The following is an 18,540-nucleotide window of genomic DNA, read 5'->3' as shown; positions in this document are numbered from 1 at the left end:
GGACTTAAATATATCGGAAAATATTTCACTAACATCTTAGCTTATATTACTGGTGTTAAAACACAACCAATATATAAAACTTGTATTGTCACAGTAGCAGCGAGCTATAGAACAGCTATGCAACTTGCCTCATTAGGAATATAGCTAAATTGAGCTTATCAATTTGGATTATACTATTCTTTATTAATTCATTATTTTGGAAATGGGTTATCTCTTGGGGTGGTGCAGAATTGATTAAAGGCTGGAAAGCTGGTCTATTTTTTGATTGGCTTGTTGCAGATTTAAATACTGAACAAATTAGAGCCTATGCTTTATTGGTTTGGATAGTTTCAGGAATTTGGTTCCTTGTAGGAATTTTTATGCCTGAACTTAGATTCTATAGTTTGAGTCAATAAAAAACGATTGTCCAATCAAGTGATAAAAAATTCATTCCAGCAGGTTGGCGATCTATAGGAGTATGGCTATATTGAATAAAATCTTTTAGGCCTTGCTCACCAAAATGTAGGTGGATAACGTCTAATTGCTGGCTTGTTAATTGAATATTCTTATTTGTGATGTTACTTGGCTGAAATGCCAACAAAGAACAGGACATTACTGTCAAAAAAGTTGCAATAAAACTGAATCTCATATGTATCACTATGATTTACCCTTATTTCTATTTAAATATTTTTATTTATTTCAATCATAAAACCTAGACAATCTCTCTTATTATCTCCCAAAGCTGGAAATATAGCCCAATGCTTTAACAAGGTTATTTCAGTAAATCCTGTTTCAATCAGAACCTTTCGTGATTTCACATTTTCTGCATCATAAAAAGTCTCAATTCTTTTAAGCCTACTGTTATTTTTTAAATAGACAATGACAGCAGTGATCGCCTCTCTCATAAAGCCCTGCCCTTGAAACTCACTTCCAAGCCCAAAATGAATTTCGCCATAATCTCCTTTGTGAATAAACATCACGAGCCCTATGGCTAAATTGGTTTTGCGCTCGCCAATAATCCAAGCAAAATCTTTATCATTATTCTCCCATTTTGACCACTCCAATTTTCGAACATACACTTCGTTTGCTCAATATTGGCATGGGGTAACCTTTGTAAGTATTTCGAAGACTCCCTGTCTCCGCAATACTCATTAAAAATTGAGATTTCATCACCTTCAACAAACTTTCGTAGAATCAAACGATTTGTTTCTACTGGCTTAACTAAAACGGTGTAAGTATCCATACATACTCACCTTTTAAATTGAAAAACTTATTCTGACTTTGCCATCAATGCTTCAATCTCTTCAATCGACTTCACCACATTTTTAGTCAAGACCAAAGGACCCTGTTCAGTTGCAACCACATCATCTTCAATTCGGATACCAATACCACGCCATTTTGCATCCACTGTTTCATCATCAGGTGCAATATATAAACCGGGTTCTACAGTAACAACCATACCCTGCTCATAGCTACGCCATTGACCATTTTCATCTTTATATGCGCCAACATCATGCACATCCATACCGAGCCAATGCCCTGTACCATGCATATAAAACTGACGATAGCGTTCAGATTCAATAATTTGATCGACATCACCTTGCATAATACCAAGGTTGACCAAACCTTCCACCATGATCCGTACTGCAACATTATGCGGTTCTTTATAAGAATGACCGATTTGAATTGCATCAATCGCAGCAATTTGTGCATCTAAAATAATTTGATATAGCGCTTTTTGTTCAGGACTAAACTTACCATTTACAGGAAAAGTACGGGTGATGTCTGAGGCATAGCATTCATACTCAGCAGCCGCATCAATCAACACCAAATCACCATCTTTTAAGGGTTGATTGTTCTCAACATAATGTAAAATACAGCCATTTTTCCCACCACCCACAATACTGTTATAGGCAGGTACACAACCCTTCTGACCAAAGATATAATTCAACTCAGCTTCTAAAGCATATTCCATCATCTCAGGATGAACTTTTTGCATGGCACGCATATGTGCATCTGCACTGATATTTGAGGCGATTTGCATCAATTCAATTTCTTGAACCGACTTATGCAAACGCATTTCATCTAAGATTTGATCAAGTTGAATCAACTGCGCTGGAACGCCAAAACCACGTCCAGATTCATTGGCTTTGGTGATCCAAGTACTGACCTTGGCATCAAAATCTGCACGTTGACCAATACGATAGAATAATTTTTCTTTATTTAAAATTTTGGCAATAATTTCTTCATCAAGCAAATCAATCGCATAAGCTTCATCCGCTTCATAATCATCAACCGCACCATCGATTCCAGCGCGGTAACCATTCCAGATTTCCATTTCACGATTACGTTCACGACAGAACAAGCTATAGATATATTCCTCACCTGCTTCGTCTGTTTCTATCACTGCGACTGCTTGTTGTTCCGCGAAACCAGTTAAATAGAAAAAGCCACTGTCAGCACGAAACTTATAATCTGCATCTCGGTTACGCATGACTTCTGGACTGGTTGAGATAATTGCAATGCTATTGGGACCCATTTGTTCAGCGAGGCGGTCACGACGTTCCTGAAAATCTGCTTGAGTTAATTTCATTCTCTATTCAGCTTGTATTTCAGATGATTAATTTGGAAGAAGCTTTAACTTACAATTACGCTTAGATGAATGCAAATACTGATGATTCAATATCTGCATTTTTTAAAGTAATTGTATTATTACTCTCGTTCTGCGCTAAACCTCGACAACAGAACAAGGGAAACATTCCAGGCTAAAAAAATTAACCCTTTGCTGCACGACTTGATTCAACTTCTATATTTTCAAAGTTAATAACCTGACGCCGCAAAGGGAGCTGTAAAACCAAGTACTCATCAAACAGATGATGTTCTTAAAGTTTAAGTTTCTTAGCTTGCTTTATCTTAGTTTTAGCTTGGACGATGTGGAGTAAACATCTCTACAACATTGTTGCTTTCAGAAGCATCAATCGCTTGTTTCATTTTGCTATGAAAATTTTGTAATAGAGGGCTTTCAGATACTGGAACTTTTTTTCGTCCCATTGATAATGACACAGGGATCAAGCGTACAAATTCATACAATTCAAGATAGCTTGCTTCCCCCTCGTCATCGTCATCTGATTCATCAAACTCAACAGACGCTACATCTTGTAAACTTTCAATGAGCTCTTGTTCATCTGCACGAATATGACCAGAAGCCAATCCAAAGCCAAGTACAACCCCAGCACACCAATCTGCCAATGATTGCACACGCTCTGCCAAAGTATGCTCATCATCTGGGAGCATCGGAAGATAGTCTAAATCATCATCCGAAAGTGCATGTGACACATCCTCAGCTTCTTCTGACAATAGCGCAAGCACTTCATCGTCTAATTTTGGAACATCAAGCGTAGATAAAATTTGTAACCATTCATCTCGAGTTGGAACTTCAGTAACACAAACTATACCTGTCAGTATGCCATGTAACTCACTCGGGCTTGAAATTTCCTCAATCCCCTCAAAATTTTGATTCCAATCTGACCAACCTGAAATATCGTCTTGCATTCGTTTATCCAATCTCTATACTTCTGTATATATTACCTTTGATTGCAAATCTGTGCGACCCGTTATGTTAGAACAATTACAGCGTCTACAGACGCATATTGGTGTTTTAAAAACACGAATTGAAACTGTTGAGAAAGAAAATGCATCGATGTTAAAAGAAAAGGATAACAGCGAAGAGCAAGCTCATGCTCAAATTAGTCATAAAAATAGCATTATCACCCAAAAACAAGATGAAATTGATACGCTCACTGAGCAACTCTCTCAGTTACAAAATCAGTTTCAACAGCTCAATACAGATGCCACATCTTTGGCGGAGCGTTATGGGCGTTTGGAAAAAAGCTGTACCGATTTAAAAAATCGTTTTCAGGAAATTTTAGCTGAACGTAATGAATTACGCGTAGTCAAAGAAAAGATGGCAAATGAACAGCGCCATCACTTACAAGATATCAAAAATCTTCAAGATGAGCGTGAACGTTTAATTCAAAAAAATGAACATGCCAAAACAAAAGTAGAGGCCATTATTCAACGTCTTTCGATTTTAGGGACTGAACAAGATCATCATGCGCAAGAAATCCAACAGCTTGCTCATCCATCAGAGTCTAATGAGGAAGTATGAGTATGTCTGAACATGTGACTGTAGAATTACGCTTAATCGAACAAAGTTTTCGTTTAGGCACCACAACAGATAAGCAACCAGAACTAGAACGTGCGGGTCGACTTTTAAACGAAAAGTTTCAAGAGTTTCGCCGTAAAGCACCCAATGTTGAACATAATAAATTGGTAATCATGGTGGCTTTAGAACTGATGCAAGAAGTTTTAGGCATGAATAAATCGTTACAAGAATATGCACAATGCGAACGTTTATTAGAAACAATGCTAGAAGATGTTGAAAAAGCGGGATAAACCGCTTTTTTTTCGTGCAATCAAGTGGCTTTTTTGTATTGTATTTATAAATTTTGAGCGTTGGTGATTTGCCACAATCCCCAAATTATGTATACTTAATATAACTCTAGGGTGTTCGCCAGTACGTCTATTCCCCTGCCGATACTTAAACTTATGGATGTGTTCTGTATATTTTGAGTGTATGCCCACCTTGAGTGGGAAACCCATTAAGTGTACGTCGCGTCCACCTTGAACTCATCGGGTTCAGGGTAACGACCATGCAGCGGCATCTCTGGAGTGTTTTATTTTAAATAATAACAATAATTTATGTGGTTTTAATTTGTTTTAATAAATCGATTCAACTTATCCCATTTAATGCTTTGTATTCTTCATCCTTAAGAATTGAAACAAAATCATCTTTGATTAGAATTCATCACTTTACTGGCACTAAAAGCATTTTATTATTAGTTAAGTTAATAATGAAATGATTTAGATGATCTAGACTCAAAGCTAGGTCAATTCCTAAACTCATTACAGCATTGAGAATATTCATTTTCTGTATAACAAAAAATGATTTCATTTAATTCACCAAAAAAACCCAATTAAATATTCACTGCGTTTATGAAAAAATCAAAAGTGGATTACCATCACTACGTCCACTAGAGCTGAAATATAGCTATACCCTACATGAGCTTGGTACTTAAACTTATGTTACTATCTCTGAATTCTTATGATGTCTAAGCTTAAGAGAAATATAGGAACAACACCAATCCTAGAATGATCAAAGATATGATTAGCCATACATTTATACAATTAAAACTTTTAATGAAATTCCACATTTTGCTATCCCTTAGAAATGGCTAAGGAATTCTACTTTTTGGAATTTAATTTAAAAATTATAAATTAGTCTGAGCTACAAAAAAATTCGACTGTAAAATAAGTATTTAAATATATGGCAATTATCCTAATATATTCATTTAAACACCTAATATCTATAGACATTCTTTATAGTTCATTGTAAAGCTTTTCAAAAACTCACCTTTAGCATTATTTAATTGATAAACAATATTGCCTTGTGTGGTTTTTTTAAAGACATCAGACTCAAATAAATCACTTTTACTACAGATGTTATTTTTGGTCAGATTTTTATACTTGATTTCATCAAATTTCTCTGTTAAATCTTCTGTAGACTCAATCCCCTTTAAATCCGATATCAGCAACAATCCATTGCTGGTTAATCTAATTCTAGAAATGCTGGCTAAGTCATCTGTTCGATCAGGCTTAATTTGCGAAAAATTATAATTAATCACTTTGACTAAATCATTATACAGTTCGAGATTAATGATATTGAATTGATCATCAACTGCTCCAATTTGCAAAAAAGGTTGGTCTAATGAGCTCTGAGCTTTCAATTCAGCACATAGTAAAAAACTGAGTATAAATAATAAATTTCGCAACTTGTTTCTCCTCATCAACAATCCATCCATTGAAGTAAAACACTGCAAATACAAGTTTAAACTACTGTATTACTAAATTCACGATAGCAGAAATACTCAATTTGTTATGTATACAACCAAAAATTGTTGATGCTAACGTGTATATTCATCCTTTGTTCATTGAAAGAAAAAGTTAGATGCTGAATAGATTCAAAAATCTATTCTTTCATACACTAAAAAGCCCACCTTTCGATGAGCTTAAGTCTAAAAATTATGAGTTATTCCACTCATTAGAGTGAACACCCAACTCATCATCACCTGTCATCAGAACTGCTGTTAAAATTGGAACTGCTAAAATAACAGGGAAGAGAACAATCCATAGATCAATGGATAGCTGATTCGAAAAAACAAAATGAATCACGATCGCGATTAAAGCCAATATTCCAAACAAAATACTTGCGAATCGAGTGGCAAATTTTGAAAGCATTATTTATTCCCCCTAGTAATTAAAAATTTTCACTCTAATAGTTATGTCCTATTTTTCGAAATTAAGCAAAGTACTTTGACAAAAACCCTAAAAAAAATATGGATTTCTATAAAATACTTTTTATTTTTTCCTTAGAGGTGAATAACTTCGGTTCTACAATCACATCTTTTTTGTCAAGCTTTCTTCAACAATTGGGAAAATGCATAATAAATATCAATAACCCAATGAATCACGAAGCATATTGATAAGCGCCTTAAGTGTAGTGGATACATGACGATAACCTGGATAGTAAAGGCTAAGACCACGATAAATTGGGCTAAACTTTTCCAAAACAATACTTAATTGTTGCATTTCCACAGCATTTTTCACCAAATGATCAGGCACAAATGCGATACTAATACCATCTATTGCAGCGTCAACCATTAATGTTTGATCTGTAAGTGTCAGTGGGCCTTTGACGTCTATCTTTTCAATAATGCCATTCATATCAAATTCCCATCGAAAGATTAAGCCACTATCAAAACGGAAACGAATACAATCATGTTCATAAAGATCATGCGGAACAAGTGGCGTGGAATTTTTTAATAAATAGTCAGGTGATGCGACAGCAACAAAGCGTGCGGTTTCAGTCAAACGGATTGCAACCATCTCTTTAGGAATATCATCTGCAAGCCGTATGCCTGCATCAAAATTTTCTCCAACGATATTGGTTAATTTACCATCACACACAATATCTAAATGAACCAATGGATAATGTTGTAAGAACTTTTTAAGAACGGGCTTTAAAACCAACCTAACTGCCCCTTCACTGGCATTAATTCTAAGTACACCACTCGGCTGATCTCTAAAATCATCTAAATGATTCAGCGCATTTGAAATATTTTCCATGGATGGTCGAAGTGAATCAACCAATTTGATTCCAGCATCAGTCAAAGAAACGCTACGTGTGGTTCGATTAAAAAGCCGAACATTTAAGCGGCTTTCCAAACCTTTTATGGCATGACTAATTGCTGAAGGTGTGACGTTTAACTCAACCGAAGCTGCACGAAAGTTGCGATGAGAGGCCACAGATAAAAAAATGGTTAAAGCAAAGAGTTCACCGCTTTTCAATTGATGAGCCATTTTCACTATTCTATAAAGTTTTATGAGATTGTTCTCAATAATATATTTATATAGGCTGAATGAGTACTCAAAATTGATGATAAGGAAAATTACAATGCCCAAACATGGTAACTATGCTGTAGAAAAAATAACATTTGATTCACATGGCGATGCCGTAGTTGGCGATTTATATAAACCAAATACTGATGGGAAACTCCCTGTTATTATCATTCTTGGGCCATATTCTTTTCAAAAAGAACAGGCACCCACTCAGTATGCGACGCGTTTAGCAGATGAAGGTTTTATCACCCTCGCATTTGATCCAAGAACTGTTGGCGAGAGTCAAGGCATGCCACGACGTCTTGAAAATCCAAAAATGAAAAATGAAGATGTCATTGCTGCAATTGATTACATCTGTACCCGTAACGATATCGATACCGATAAAATATTTCTATTAGGAGTTTGCCAAGGTGGACCTGAAATGCTAGATATCGCTTCTTATGAAGATCGTGTCAAAGCCGTTGTTTCTGTTACTGGATACTATCGAGATAAAGAAACTGATTTATTTATGCTTGCGGCAGGTGTTACAGCAAATCCATTTGATGTTGAATCTGCACCTACGATCGAAGAGTTAGAAGCACTATTAGCGATCCGTTTAGAGAAAGCACATAATGCCAAAATACTTTATGAAACAACAGGTGAGGTGATCTACCAACCCTTAGTATCGCCAGACCTTGGTGATCGCGTCAAAGGCTCGAATGCAGGTTTACCTGGTCCAATTATATGGAGTTGGTATGGAGCATGGACGCTAAAAAACTGGGAGAATCGCTACGCGATTATGAGTGATCTTGATCATTTTTCTTATTCAACTATAGCGGGTGTTGCAAAATTAAAGAAACCTGCGCTTATCATTCATTCAGATACCTGTATGAATCCAGCAGCGGCCCGTCGTCATTTCGAGTCAATTCCAACATCAGATAAAAAGCTTATCTGGGAAAATGGAACCAATCATTTCCAGTATTACGAACAACCTGACATTGTTGACAGAACAGTTGCACATGCAACGGATTGGTTTAATCAACATCAAAATTAAGTCCGAATCGCTTTAGCTCTGAGCTATCAAAACAAAGCCCTTTAAAGGGCTTTTATTGCCGAAGCTTGTTGTTACTTTACAGTACACTTTTCTAGATTATGTTTTCCATTGCGTTAAACAAATGAAAAAACCACCTACTTGGTGGTTTTTCATTAAAAGTTAGTTTAATACTTATGCTAAGGACTCTTTGTGAGCATCCTCTTTGGTTTTCGCTAAATTTTTGCCCTTGGTTTTTTCAGCATTATTTTTATGAGACCGATAGTAATAAGCAATTGCAACGCCTGTCCCTAATAATGCTACTGTCTTAAACATGACACACCTCATACTGAATTGAATAACGTGTATTAGTGATAACATCAAATTCTACATAAAGTATTTCGATATGTGAGTTATGCAAGTTTGTGTGAAACTTTATTACATTTAATTTCAGAAATATAAGTAATTCATAGAATTTTCAGTATCATGCGTGATTGAAAAAAATCCCCCATGTAACCAAACAGTCACATGATAAGTTTTTATCATTTAGACATTCCTTTTCAGTTCAATTATTTTAAAAATGTATAATGTTCATCAATAAAAACAGATTAAAAACGATGGCTTAATTTTTAGTGTTCAAGCATTCAGGATATGCTTTTCGCCCATAAAAAAAGCCCATCTAGCGATGAGCTTTTTTAAAATATCTATTACGAGTTATATCGCAATTCGATAGAGTTGATTTTGGTTAAGATAGAAAGATGAACCATCAATATTAAATTGACGATCGTCACCAGATTCTAACTCAATCTTTTTCCCTACTTCGACCCAACTCATACCAGTGCGGTTGCTTTGTTGTCTTTTTAAAGGAACGATCTTTACGCGAATTTCATCGCCATTTACTGCAGAGGCTATTGTCCAGCCATTTAAAATATTCATTTTTCACTCAATTGTTTTGAGCTTTTGCAAACAGAGAAGTATTTAACTATTAAGACCAACAGATATATTTTTGGAACTAACGATAAGAAGGCATCTAACCTTAATTTAAACTTTTGATATTTACATCAGCTTGATATTGCAGAAGTCAGAGTTGAAGCCAACCTTCAAGTCTTGCTTATATATTAAGCACATCTACTTTAGTATTTTCCATACTACGCTAAAGCAATATAATATGCAACTTAAATAACATTTAATTATTTTAAATTAAAAATAGCCTTTTATATAATGGCTTTGTGATGTTTATGTACGTGGCTGTATTTACAAATTATTTATATCGCCATTTAAAACAATACACTACAAACATTTGATATTTTTATAAATATATTTTGTCGATATAAACTCAGTCTACCGAACATATCTCCACATATGGCTCTCACAACTACCTTAGTGTAAGTAAATTTAAAGACTACTATACAGACTCACTTCACAATTTAAGAAGACTAGAATGTCATTTAAAAGTTTTTCACAAAATTCAACTCAAGCAAATTCAGATACTAAAAACGTTGAGCAAACTCCACCTAAAGATGCACCTCAAGCAACACCAGGGGCGACACCTCCTAATCCAAATCAGGACAATAAAGAAGTGAAAAAACCTGATACAACTCAACCTAAATAATATCTAAAGCTTAATCTAAAAAACTTACCGATGTTCGGTAAGTTTTTTTGTGTTTTTTATAAAACTATAATTCATATAAAAAATCAAGATTATCACAAGATGTAAAAAAGCCCACAAAAATGCGGGCTTTTAGATCGGCATGCTGCGAACTCATGCTCAGCGTTAACTGCTTAGGTTTTAAATCTATTTAGAGGGAATACGCAATTCCTGTAACAACCTAAACACTTCCGTTTCGCTTACGGATTCGATCAAAGCTAAGGTAACACAAATCAGTAGCTTAAACTGGATAAAATATATTTCATTACGCTTTATTTATTAAACTATAACTGCACCAAATTTAGACTGTGTGTTTCACAACTATAAAGATACAGTTAGACGTAAAATTTATCCCACAAAGCGTAGCCCTACACCTGGTTCAGTTACAATATATTTGGGTTGTACAGCATTATCATTCAGTTTTCCACGTAATTTGGCCACCAAAATTCGTAGATAGTGGGTATCTTCCTGATGGGTTGGACCCCATAAATCACTCAAAATCTGAGGTTGAGTAATCAACTGACCTTTGTGCTGAGCCAATAAAGTGAGAAGTTGATATTCTTTTCGGGTTAGAGAAATAAGTTGCTGGTTTAAAAACACTTGTCTTTGGGCAAAATCAATCTTTAAAAACCCATCATCAAAAAATGCTGACTCCACAGCAACGTTTTGAAATTGTCTGAGCAACACCCGAATCCGAGCCATAAGCTCCTGAACACTAAAAGGCTTGGTCACATAATCATTGGCTCCAGCATCTAGCAATTTGACTTTTTCCTCTTCATTGGAACGTACTGACAAAACAATCACAGGGACATGCGACCAAGCCCTTAACTCAGATAAGACCTCTAAACCATCTAAATCCGGCAGTCCTAAATCTAGAATAATTAAATCAGCTCCCTGTAAAGCCAAAAGCTCTAAACCCTTTTGTCCATTTTCAGCCAACAGTGTCTTATAACCCTGCGCTCTAAGTGCAATATCAAGAAACTTACGAATTTGAGTTTCATCATCAATAATCAACACATTGGTCATGGAGCTTGTCGATACATTTTGTTCTGGCATGCTTTTTCCTAAAATTACTAAATGCACTTATCCAATCTGCTGGATAGGCAATTGCATACGGATGCAAGTCCCTTGATTATTTTTGGCTGAGGATGCGCTAATTTTACCCATATGCGCACCAATAATTGCTTTGACGATCGTTAAACCTAATCCTGTGCCATACTGCCCACGGTCCCCTCGTTCCATAGTATAGAACATATCAAAAATACGCTCACGTTCATCTTCTGGAATTCCTAAGCCTTGATCACTAATCGAAATTTCAAGTTCATTTTCATTCAGTTGTAGAACTTTAATACTGACCGCTTTATGTTCTGGTGAAAACTTGGCTGCATTTTCCAATACATTAAAAATCGCTTGTTCAATTAAAGCAGCATGAACAAATAGGCTGAGTGTTTGGTCAGGTAAATCAACGTCAACAAGACTATTTGGCATATAACGTTTTAAACGGCGCACCGCTGAACCAATCAATTCATCGACACCAATCCAGTCTCGTTTAAGCGTTAAACCTTCATGCCCTAAGCGTGTCATATCTAACAAATTTTGAATATAGCGATCGAGTCGCTCACCTTCTAAATGGATGGCTTCTAACAAACTATCTTGATCTTGTTGATCCATCGAGTGACGATAATTGCTCAAAGTATCAGCCGCACCAATCATAGAGGCTAAAGGTGAGCGTAAATCATGAGAAACGGATGATAACAGTGCCGAACGTAATCTCTCGGTTTCTGAACTCACATTAGCAATTTCCAATGCTTTGGTGAGTTGGGTTCGAGAAATCGCTTGAGCAATATATTCAACCATGGTTTCAGTCAATTGCTTCTGTTCAGTATTTAATACAGATGCGTTTTTGAGAAACTTTACGCCCACCACCCCGAAACATTGCTTTGAGGCCAATAAGGGTAAAAACCACCAATCATTTTCAGTCAATGTTTGGGTAAATCGTCCTGAAGGTTGATGGTTTTTGAACGTCCAATCTGCTGAAATTTTTTCTTTACTGTTGATAACTTCAAGCGAAGACGTTGATGATTCTGGGAAATAAAACCAGACCTCGGCCGATAAATTTTTACTTAAACTACTTTCTGCTATTTTCTGGACTTGCTCTAAATCAATCGCTGTGGACAACTTTTGACCTAAATCTTGCATAATACTGTTATAGCTATTGGCAGCTTTTAAAGCCATGACTTGCTCTTTAAGTCGTGAAGCTAAACGACTGGAAATCAATGCTGCTCCTAAAAATGCAACCACGGTAATCACGCCCTGATGTGCCGAAATCTGTAAGGTAAATTTAGGTGAAATAAAGAAAAAGTTATAAGCCAAAAAGAACAACAGCGCTGAAAATACCGCAGCCAGCATTCGTGTCCTAGATGCCACAAATACCACGGCAGTGATAAAAATTACGGAAAGCTCTTCAATCCCTAAATACTTTTCGCCTAGACTTGCAATCACAATACTGATAACAGTGGTGGCTAAAACAAAAAGTATTTCTCTAAGGTTTAGAAACGAATGCGTATCGTGGAAAAAGGGCTGCCGACTTTGTTCAGCGAGAATCGGGACAATACTTAATTCAAAATTTGGCTGGTATTTAAGTAATTGATCAACAAAATTTAAACCCAAAGGAAAGAATTGCCGATGAGATTGCGCCAATACCAAAGTTGAAATGCCTCGATCAATCACATAGTCAAAAAGCGTTTTTGCATGTTGCTGACCATAGAGTATTTCAGTCATTCCACCCAATTGACGGGTTAAGTTTAGAGCTCGTTCAATTTCTCGACTCGATAAATTATCTTGTTTTTCCGTTATTTTTGAATCTTTAGAAAAAATTACCACAGTCCAATTTGCCTGACGATTTTCTGCAATTCGACAACCAGCACGAACCAAAGCCTCCGCCTGTCCATTGCCTTCAAGCATAATTAAAATATGATTTTTCAGAGGAATGGGAACAAGCCCTTGTATGGCAAAATTTTCTCGAACATCGGTATCGACATGACTAGCAACGGTTTGCATTGCCAATTCACGTAATGCTGTAAGATTTGAACTGTTGAAAAAGCGTTGCAATGCCTGTTCAGCTTGCTCAGGGACATAGACTTTACCCTGATTTAAACGCTCAAGTAATTCATTGACAGGTAAATCAATTAATCGAATATCACGAATCCGCTCAAACACTCGATCAGGTACGGTTTCAGTCACCCGAATACCCGTAATTTGATAGACCACGTCATTTAAACTTTCTAGGTGCTGAATATTCATGGTGGTAAATACATCAATACCCGCATCCAATAGCTCATTGATATCTTGCCAACGTTTTTCATGACGACTATTTGGCATATTGCTATGCGCAAATTCATCCACTAAAACAATACTGGGTTTGCTTGCAAGTACAGCATCAAGATCCATTTCTTCAAGATAATGCCCTTGATATTCAATCGCCTTTCTTGGAATGATCACCAAACCTGAGATGAGGTTTTCAGTTTCAATGCGACCATGGGTTTCAACATAGCCAATTACAATGTTGACACCTTGCAAGGCAAGTTCATGTGCACGCACTAACATTGCAAAAGTCTTCCCCACGCCAGGTGCAGCACCTAAAAATATGGTGAGGCGCCCAGATTGATATCGCTGAGTGTGTTGCAGCAGAACATCTGCTTTATTATTTCTATAATCGGTCATCACCGTCTGCTTGTTTAATATTTATGAATCGAGGTCCAGTTGTGTCGCTGTACTGCCACTCAATAGCACAAATTCCCATTGGGAAATATCGTTGGATTGCACTTGATCCATCTATGAGCAAAAGCAAAAAGAGAGGCTGTTTGAATTCACACTAAAAATAGAATCCTAATAACCCCCTCTTTAAAATTAGGGAAATACTGTGCCCTCATCCTAGGTTCATTTCAGTTTGATGCTCTTAATCAAATCATTTTTTTACAATTTGATCCAAAGCCAAATTTAATTCAAGTACATTGACTCTGGCTTGCCCTAAAATTCCAAATGTCGGTTGTAAGCTACTTTCTTGTACTAACCTTATCACATCCTGTTCCTGCAAATGTCTTGCTTTAGCGACACGTTTCACCTGAATCATTGCAGATTGAAGACTGATTTGAGGATCAATTCCACTCCCTGAAGCTGTGACCAAATCAGCAGGAATAGCACTTTTTTCAATGTGCTCCTGCATCGCGATTTTATCTAAACGTGCATCTACAGCCTTATGCAAATCAGGATTGGTTCGTGCCATATTACTTCCCGCCATTGCCATAGGATCATAATTGGCAGCAGATGGTCTTGGTTGAAAATATTGCGCTTGCACAAAAGGTTGTGCAACCAGTTGAGAGCCTAGTACTCGATCATTTTCAACAATCAAACTCCCGTTGGCTTGTTGATCAAAAAGAATTTGCCCCAGTCCTGTTGCGGTGGCACTGTAGACAAACCCACATAGGCCCAAAGCAACGATGGTTAGTCCGAATGATGCTCGGGTTAATTCAACAAACGCTGATTCAACCAATAGATTATTTTCAGTCTTCATTTCTATCATCCTCAAAATTTCTAAAGCGCCAATAAAGGGCTGATCATTAGATCAATCACTTTGATAGCGATAAATGGCAACAACACACCACCCACACCGTAGATCAACATATTTCGACGTAATAATTGCGTCGATGTTGAAGGCTTAAACTTCACCCCACGCAATGCAATTGGAATCAGTAATGGAATAATGATGGCATTGAAAATAAGTGCAGAAAGAATTGCACTTTCTGAACTTCCCAAGCGCATAATATTTAAGGCGCCCATTTGGGGAATGGCTGCTACAAATAAAGCAGGTAAAATTGCAAAGTATTTTGAAATGTCATTTGCCAATGAAAAGGTGGTCAATGCGCCACGCGTAATCAACTGCTGTTTACCTATCTCAACCACCGATAACAATTTAGTTGGGTCCGAATCCAAATCCACCATATTGCCAGCTTCTTTTGCTGCTTGGGTCCCAGAGTTCATAGCCAAACCAATATCAGCTTGCGCCAAAGCAGGTGCATCATTGGTTCCGTCTCCAACCATAGCGACCAGATGACCTTTATTCTGTTCATCACGAATACAATTTAACTTGTCTTCGGGTTTTGCTTCAGCAATGTAATCATCGACACCGGCTTCAGCCGCAATAGCAGCAGCGGTTAAAGGGTTATCACCTGTGACCATGACTGTTTTGATACCCATTTCACGTAAGCGGGCAAATTTTTCCTTGATGCCTTGTTTAATCACATCTGAAAGTTCAATTACTCCAAGAATATTCTGATCTTTTGCCACAACTAACGGCGTAGCACCTTTTGAAGCCACCTGCTCTACACGGGTTCTCAACTCACTATGATTCTCAAGATTCTGTGAAACAAATTTAAGAATTGCATCTAATGCCCCTTTGCGAATTTGAGGTCCATTCAGTAAATTTACCCCAGAGATTCGAGTTGCTGCATTGAATGCAATAAACTCGACTTGTTCAGGCTCAACAATATGTTCGCCTTGCTCTTTTGCCAAAACTACAATGGATTTGCCTTCTGGGGTTGGGTCTGCAAGTGAGGTCAATATTGCGGCTTGACGAAGTTCCGACTCAGTCACGCCTGTCAGTGGGAAAAATGCTGTTGCCTGACGATCACCGTAAGTGATGGTGCCTGTTTTATCGAGCAGTAATACATCCACATCACCAGCCACCTCAACGGCTTTACCCGATTTGGCAATCACATTGGCTTTTAAAGCCCGATTCATCCCCGCAATCCCGATTGCAGGCAACAACCCTCCAATCGTGGTTGGAATTAAACACACCAACAGTGCCACCAAAAGAATAGGATTGATTTCAATTTTTAAGAAATGTCCAATAAAAGGTAAACTCACCACCACTACAATAAAAGTGACAGTCATAACAGTCAGTAAAATGCCCAGTGCGATTTCATTGGGTGTTTTCTGACGATTAGACCCCTCAACCAAAGCAATCATACGATCAAGAAAGCTGTTACCCGCTTCTGCGGTGACTTGTACCACAATACGATCGGTTAAAACTTTAGTTCCCCCAATCACACCCGACTTATCTGTACCTGCTTCACGTAATACAGGTGCTGACTCCCCTGTCACCGCTGCTTCATTAATTGTCGCAAAACCATGAATAATTTCACCATCCGCTGGAATAAGTTCTCCTGCACGGACTTCAATCAAGTCATTCATTTTTAATAAGCTTGCAGCAATTTGCACCCCATCTACATCCTCTTTAGAGCTGAGTCGACGTGCGGTCAAATTTTGACGGGCTTGTCTTAAGGAAGAAGCTTGACCACGACCTTTGGCTTCTGCAATGGCTTCAGCATAGTTAGCAAACAATACGGTGATAAATAAAATCAAAGTCACAGATAAGCCAAATATTATATTGGCTTTGCCCGCTAAAGTACTGACTAGTGTGATGATGGTGCCCAGCCAAACAATCGCCATCACCGGATTTTTAATGGCATGTTGTGGTAACAATTTAATCAAGGCATTTTTCCAGGCTTCGCCTTGGAATAAAGTTGATGATATATTTTTAGTAGAGTGTTTTTGAATAGATTGTTTTGAATGATTCATTGTCTTCACCTTAGCCTTGTACCAATAACAGCTGATCAGCAATAGGCCCTAAAACAAGGACTGGCATAAATTGTAATAAAGTCAACATCACCACAATTGCGATCAGAGTGAAGGCAAAAGTTGGGGTTTCCACTTTTAAACTACCACTGCTTTCAGGAGCTTGACGCTTTGCAGCTAAACGAGCAGCAATCATTAGCGGGATGATCAATGTTGGGAAACGTCCAAGCAGTAAAGCAATGACACAGCTAACATTCCACCACACTGTATTGTCAGCTAAACCTTCGAAACCGGAACCATTATTGGCAAAAGCCGAAACATACTCATACAAGACTTGGGAAATGGCATGATATTGCGGATTGCTATTACCTGTAAGCTCAGGGAAAAACAAAGCAATTGAGCTTAAACCCAGAATCGTAATCGGCTGAATTAAGATCACCACAGCAAGTAATTTGATTTCACCTGCTTCAATTTTGCGTCCAAATAATTCCGGCGTACGTCCTGTCATCAACCCAGCAATAAATACAGCCAAAAACAAATAGATCATAAATTGTTGTAAACCACAGCCAATCCCACCCCAGATCGCATTGATTAGCATATTTGCAAGCGCAACTAAACCAGTTAAGGGAGATGCAGAATCATGCATCATATTGACTGAACCGTTGTTGACCTGTGTAGTTAATGCTGCCCACAGCGCAGAAGATGCTTCACCAAAACGAACCTCCTTGCCTTCCATGGCATAAATTTGCATTGCTGAAGATGAAAGGCTTTCAGACCAGATTGCTGTTGTGGCGGAAATCACTGACATCAGCAACATCGAGCCAAAAACAAAGCCAGCAAATTTTGCCCGTTTGGTTAAAAATCCCAACATAAAAATCACGGCGACAGGAATAAGTAAAATCGCAATCATTTCTAAGAAATTTGAAAATGGGGTTGGATTCTCTAATGGCACACTACTGTTAGGCCCATACCAACCACCACCATTACTGCCCAATTGCTTAATCGCAACCATTGGTGCAACTGGACCAAGTGGAATTTTTTGAGTTTTTAATTCAGCGGCTTGGTCAATGACTTGAACTTCTGGGCCACCTTGAAAGGTTGATGGCACACCTTGGCTATTCAGTAATAATGACCAAATCATGCATAATGGAATTAAAAACCGAAAGGTTGGGCGAATCACGTCGGCCCAATAATTACCCACATTGATTTTTTTAAGTTTATTTTCAAAGCTTAGATTTTGATCTGATTCTGATAAAGTATTTGATTGAGGATAAAACAAAGCACGTACCGTTGCCACCACCATTGCCAAACCCATCATTGGAGTAATGATTTGCAACCCAACAATTCCAACCATCTGTGATAAATATGACAGTTGTGCCTGACCTGAATAATGTTGTTGGTTGGTATTGGTCAGAAATGAAATCATGGTATGTAGTGCTAAATCCCATGACATATTGGGTGCATTATTTGGATTGAGTGGCAAACTTGCTTGGCACATAAACAGTACCCAAGTCACCAATCCAATCACAATACAACTCATCACAAAGCTGAGTGAATAGGTCTTTGCATTCATGCCCTGTTTAGGATTTGTGCCAAAAACACGATAAATTGGCTTTTCAATCCAGCTAAACACTGGATCAATTTTCATGTCTTTATTTTGCATGATGCAGGCAAGATATTTCCCTAAAGGAAAAGCCAAAAGCACCACAATCACCAAGACTAAAATCAACTCTAACATGACATTCCCCCC

18 protein-coding genes and 1 other RNA gene are annotated in these 18,540 nt (G+C 37.5%); 6 read left to right on the top strand and 13 right to left on the bottom strand.

Translation table 11 applies throughout. The features are described 5' to 3' along the window. Positions 1-149 precede the first annotated feature (149 nt). Positions 150-395 carry a hypothetical protein gene (locus AC4CUY_RS05300; protein ID WP_336953919.1) on the top strand — a complete coding sequence of 82 codons (246 nt, stop codon included), beginning with the start codon at positions 150-152 and terminating at the stop codon, positions 393-395. 264 nt (positions 396-659) lie between these two features. Here AC4CUY_RS05300 and AC4CUY_RS05295 read toward each other — a convergent pair whose 3' ends face one another. The 3 genes from AC4CUY_RS05295 to AC4CUY_RS05285 form a co-directional block, all read right to left on the bottom strand. Beyond that, complete coding sequence (locus tag AC4CUY_RS05295; RefSeq protein ID WP_336953921.1) at positions 660-1,043, bottom strand: GNAT family N-acetyltransferase; 384 nt, start codon at positions 1,041-1,043, stop codon at positions 660-662. Positions 1,044-1,249: 206 nt separating this feature from the next. Next, complete coding sequence (pepP, locus tag AC4CUY_RS05290) at positions 1,250-2,572, bottom strand: Xaa-Pro aminopeptidase (protein WP_490773765.1); 1,323 nt, start codon at positions 2,570-2,572, stop codon at positions 1,250-1,252. 326 nt (positions 2,573-2,898) lie between these two features. After that, complete coding sequence (locus tag AC4CUY_RS05285) at positions 2,899-3,531, bottom strand: UPF0149 family protein (protein WP_336953923.1); 633 nt, start codon at positions 3,529-3,531, stop codon at positions 2,899-2,901. A gap of 64 nt (positions 3,532-3,595) precedes the next feature. On the opposite strand from AC4CUY_RS05285, the gene AC4CUY_RS05280 reads away from it, so the two are divergent. From AC4CUY_RS05280 to ssrS, 3 genes are all read left to right on the top strand, one after another. Next, a complete protein-coding gene (locus AC4CUY_RS05280; RefSeq protein ID WP_490773764.1) occupies positions 3,596-4,147 on the top strand; it encodes a hypothetical protein in 552 nt (183 codons plus the stop codon). 2 nt (positions 4,148-4,149) lie between these two features. After that, positions 4,150-4,434, top strand: a complete 285-nt coding sequence (locus AC4CUY_RS05275; protein WP_336953925.1) for a cell division protein ZapA — start codon at positions 4,150-4,152, stop codon at positions 4,432-4,434. A gap of 100 nt (positions 4,435-4,534) precedes the next feature. Next, positions 4,535-4,716: non-coding RNA, 6S RNA (ssrS, locus tag AC4CUY_RS05270), on the top strand. Between the two features lie 689 nt (positions 4,717-5,405). On the opposite strand, the gene AC4CUY_RS05265 is transcribed toward ssrS, so the two are convergent. From AC4CUY_RS05265 to AC4CUY_RS05255, 3 genes are all read right to left on the bottom strand, one after another. Then, a complete protein-coding gene (locus AC4CUY_RS05265; RefSeq protein ID WP_490773763.1) occupies positions 5,406-5,870 on the bottom strand; it encodes a hypothetical protein in 465 nt (154 codons plus the stop codon). A gap of 250 nt (positions 5,871-6,120) precedes the next feature. Continuing rightward, positions 6,121-6,336, bottom strand: a complete 216-nt coding sequence (locus AC4CUY_RS05260) for a hypothetical protein (RefSeq protein WP_336953927.1) — start codon at positions 6,334-6,336, stop codon at positions 6,121-6,123. Between the two features lie 213 nt (positions 6,337-6,549). Next, positions 6,550-7,458, bottom strand: a complete 909-nt coding sequence (locus tag AC4CUY_RS05255) for a LysR family transcriptional regulator (protein WP_490773762.1) — start codon at positions 7,456-7,458, stop codon at positions 6,550-6,552. Positions 7,459-7,552: 94 nt separating this feature from the next. Here AC4CUY_RS05255 and AC4CUY_RS05250 point away from each other — a divergent pair, with 94 nt between their 5' ends. After that, entirely contained in the window at positions 7,553-8,530 is a 978-nt protein-coding gene (locus AC4CUY_RS05250; RefSeq protein WP_490773761.1) for an alpha/beta hydrolase, read from the top strand. A 171-nt stretch (positions 8,531-8,701) separates the two neighbouring features. Here AC4CUY_RS05250 and AC4CUY_RS05245 read toward each other — a convergent pair whose 3' ends face one another. Then, positions 8,702-8,842 carry a hypothetical protein gene (locus AC4CUY_RS05245; protein ID WP_336953930.1) on the bottom strand — a complete coding sequence of 47 codons (141 nt, stop codon included), beginning with the start codon at positions 8,840-8,842 and terminating at the stop codon, positions 8,702-8,704. Positions 8,843-9,220: 378 nt separating this feature from the next. After that, positions 9,221-9,442 carry a hypothetical protein gene (locus AC4CUY_RS05240; RefSeq protein ID WP_004722098.1) on the bottom strand — a complete coding sequence of 74 codons (222 nt, stop codon included), beginning with the start codon at positions 9,440-9,442 and terminating at the stop codon, positions 9,221-9,223. A gap of 505 nt (positions 9,443-9,947) precedes the next feature. Here AC4CUY_RS05240 and AC4CUY_RS05235 point away from each other — a divergent pair. Next, complete coding sequence (locus AC4CUY_RS05235; protein ID WP_336953931.1) at positions 9,948-10,118, top strand: hypothetical protein; 171 nt, start codon at positions 9,948-9,950, stop codon at positions 10,116-10,118. 384 nt (positions 10,119-10,502) lie between these two features. Here AC4CUY_RS05235 and AC4CUY_RS05230 read toward each other — a convergent pair whose 3' ends face one another. The 5 genes from AC4CUY_RS05230 to kdpA form a co-directional block, all read right to left on the bottom strand. Next, positions 10,503-11,210, bottom strand: a complete 708-nt coding sequence (locus AC4CUY_RS05230; RefSeq protein WP_336953932.1) for a response regulator — start codon at positions 11,208-11,210, stop codon at positions 10,503-10,505. 27 nt (positions 11,211-11,237) lie between these two features. Further along, entirely contained in the window at positions 11,238-13,877 is a 2,640-nt protein-coding gene (locus AC4CUY_RS05225; RefSeq protein WP_490773760.1) for an ATP-binding protein, read from the bottom strand. Positions 13,878-14,121: 244 nt separating this feature from the next. After that, positions 14,122-14,727 carry a potassium-transporting ATPase subunit KdpC gene (gene kdpC, locus AC4CUY_RS05220; protein ID WP_490773759.1) on the bottom strand — a complete coding sequence of 202 codons (606 nt, stop codon included), beginning with the start codon at positions 14,725-14,727 and terminating at the stop codon, positions 14,122-14,124. A gap of 20 nt (positions 14,728-14,747) precedes the next feature. Beyond that, positions 14,748-16,793, bottom strand: a complete 2,046-nt coding sequence (kdpB, locus tag AC4CUY_RS05215; RefSeq protein ID WP_336953935.1) for a potassium-transporting ATPase subunit KdpB — start codon at positions 16,791-16,793, stop codon at positions 14,748-14,750. 10 nt (positions 16,794-16,803) lie between these two features. Next, entirely contained in the window at positions 16,804-18,528 is a 1,725-nt protein-coding gene (gene kdpA, locus AC4CUY_RS05210; RefSeq protein ID WP_490773758.1) for a potassium-transporting ATPase subunit KdpA, read from the bottom strand. Positions 18,529-18,540 lie beyond the last annotated feature (12 nt).

The organism is Acinetobacter sp. 778_lipA (genome assembly GCF_058242985.1).
The sequence above is the reverse complement of the archived record's forward strand: the minus strand, read 5'-3'. Positions and strand labels throughout refer to the sequence as shown.

Coding starts and splice junctions, on each gene's coding strand:
- kdpA (WP_490773758.1), bottom strand. CDS start 18,528: ATGTTAGAGTTGATTTTAGTCTTGGTGATTGTGGTGCTTTTGGCTTTT.
- AC4CUY_RS05285 (WP_336953923.1), bottom strand. CDS start 3,531: ATGCAAGACGATATTTCAGGTTGGTCAGATTGGAATCAAAATTTTGAG.
- AC4CUY_RS05280 (WP_490773764.1), top strand. CDS start 3,596: ATGTTAGAACAATTACAGCGTCTACAGACGCATATTGGTGTTTTAAAA.
- AC4CUY_RS05230 (WP_336953932.1), bottom strand. CDS start 11,210: ATGCCAGAACAAAATGTATCGACAAGCTCCATGACCAATGTGTTGATT.
- AC4CUY_RS05235 (WP_336953931.1), top strand. CDS start 9,948: ATGTCATTTAAAAGTTTTTCACAAAATTCAACTCAAGCAAATTCAGAT.
- AC4CUY_RS05245 (WP_336953930.1), bottom strand. CDS start 8,842: ATGTTTAAGACAGTAGCATTATTAGGGACAGGCGTTGCAATTGCTTAT.
- AC4CUY_RS05255 (WP_490773762.1), bottom strand. CDS start 7,458: ATGGCTCATCAATTGAAAAGCGGTGAACTCTTTGCTTTAACCATTTTT.
- AC4CUY_RS05225 (WP_490773760.1), bottom strand. CDS start 13,877: ATGACCGATTATAGAAATAATAAAGCAGATGTTCTGCTGCAACACACT.
- AC4CUY_RS05275 (WP_336953925.1), top strand. CDS start 4,150: ATGTCTGAACATGTGACTGTAGAATTACGCTTAATCGAACAAAGTTTT.
- pepP (WP_490773765.1), bottom strand. CDS start 2,572: ATGAAATTAACTCAAGCAGATTTTCAGGAACGTCGTGACCGCCTCGCT.
- AC4CUY_RS05250 (WP_490773761.1), top strand. CDS start 7,553: ATGCCCAAACATGGTAACTATGCTGTAGAAAAAATAACATTTGATTCA.
- AC4CUY_RS05240 (WP_004722098.1), bottom strand. CDS start 9,442: ATGAATATTTTAAATGGCTGGACAATAGCCTCTGCAGTAAATGGCGAT.
- kdpB (WP_336953935.1), bottom strand. CDS start 16,793: ATGAATCATTCAAAACAATCTATTCAAAAACACTCTACTAAAAATATA.
- AC4CUY_RS05260 (WP_336953927.1), bottom strand. CDS start 6,336: ATGCTTTCAAAATTTGCCACTCGATTCGCAAGTATTTTGTTTGGAATA.
- kdpC (WP_490773759.1), bottom strand. CDS start 14,727: ATGAAGACTGAAAATAATCTATTGGTTGAATCAGCGTTTGTTGAATTA.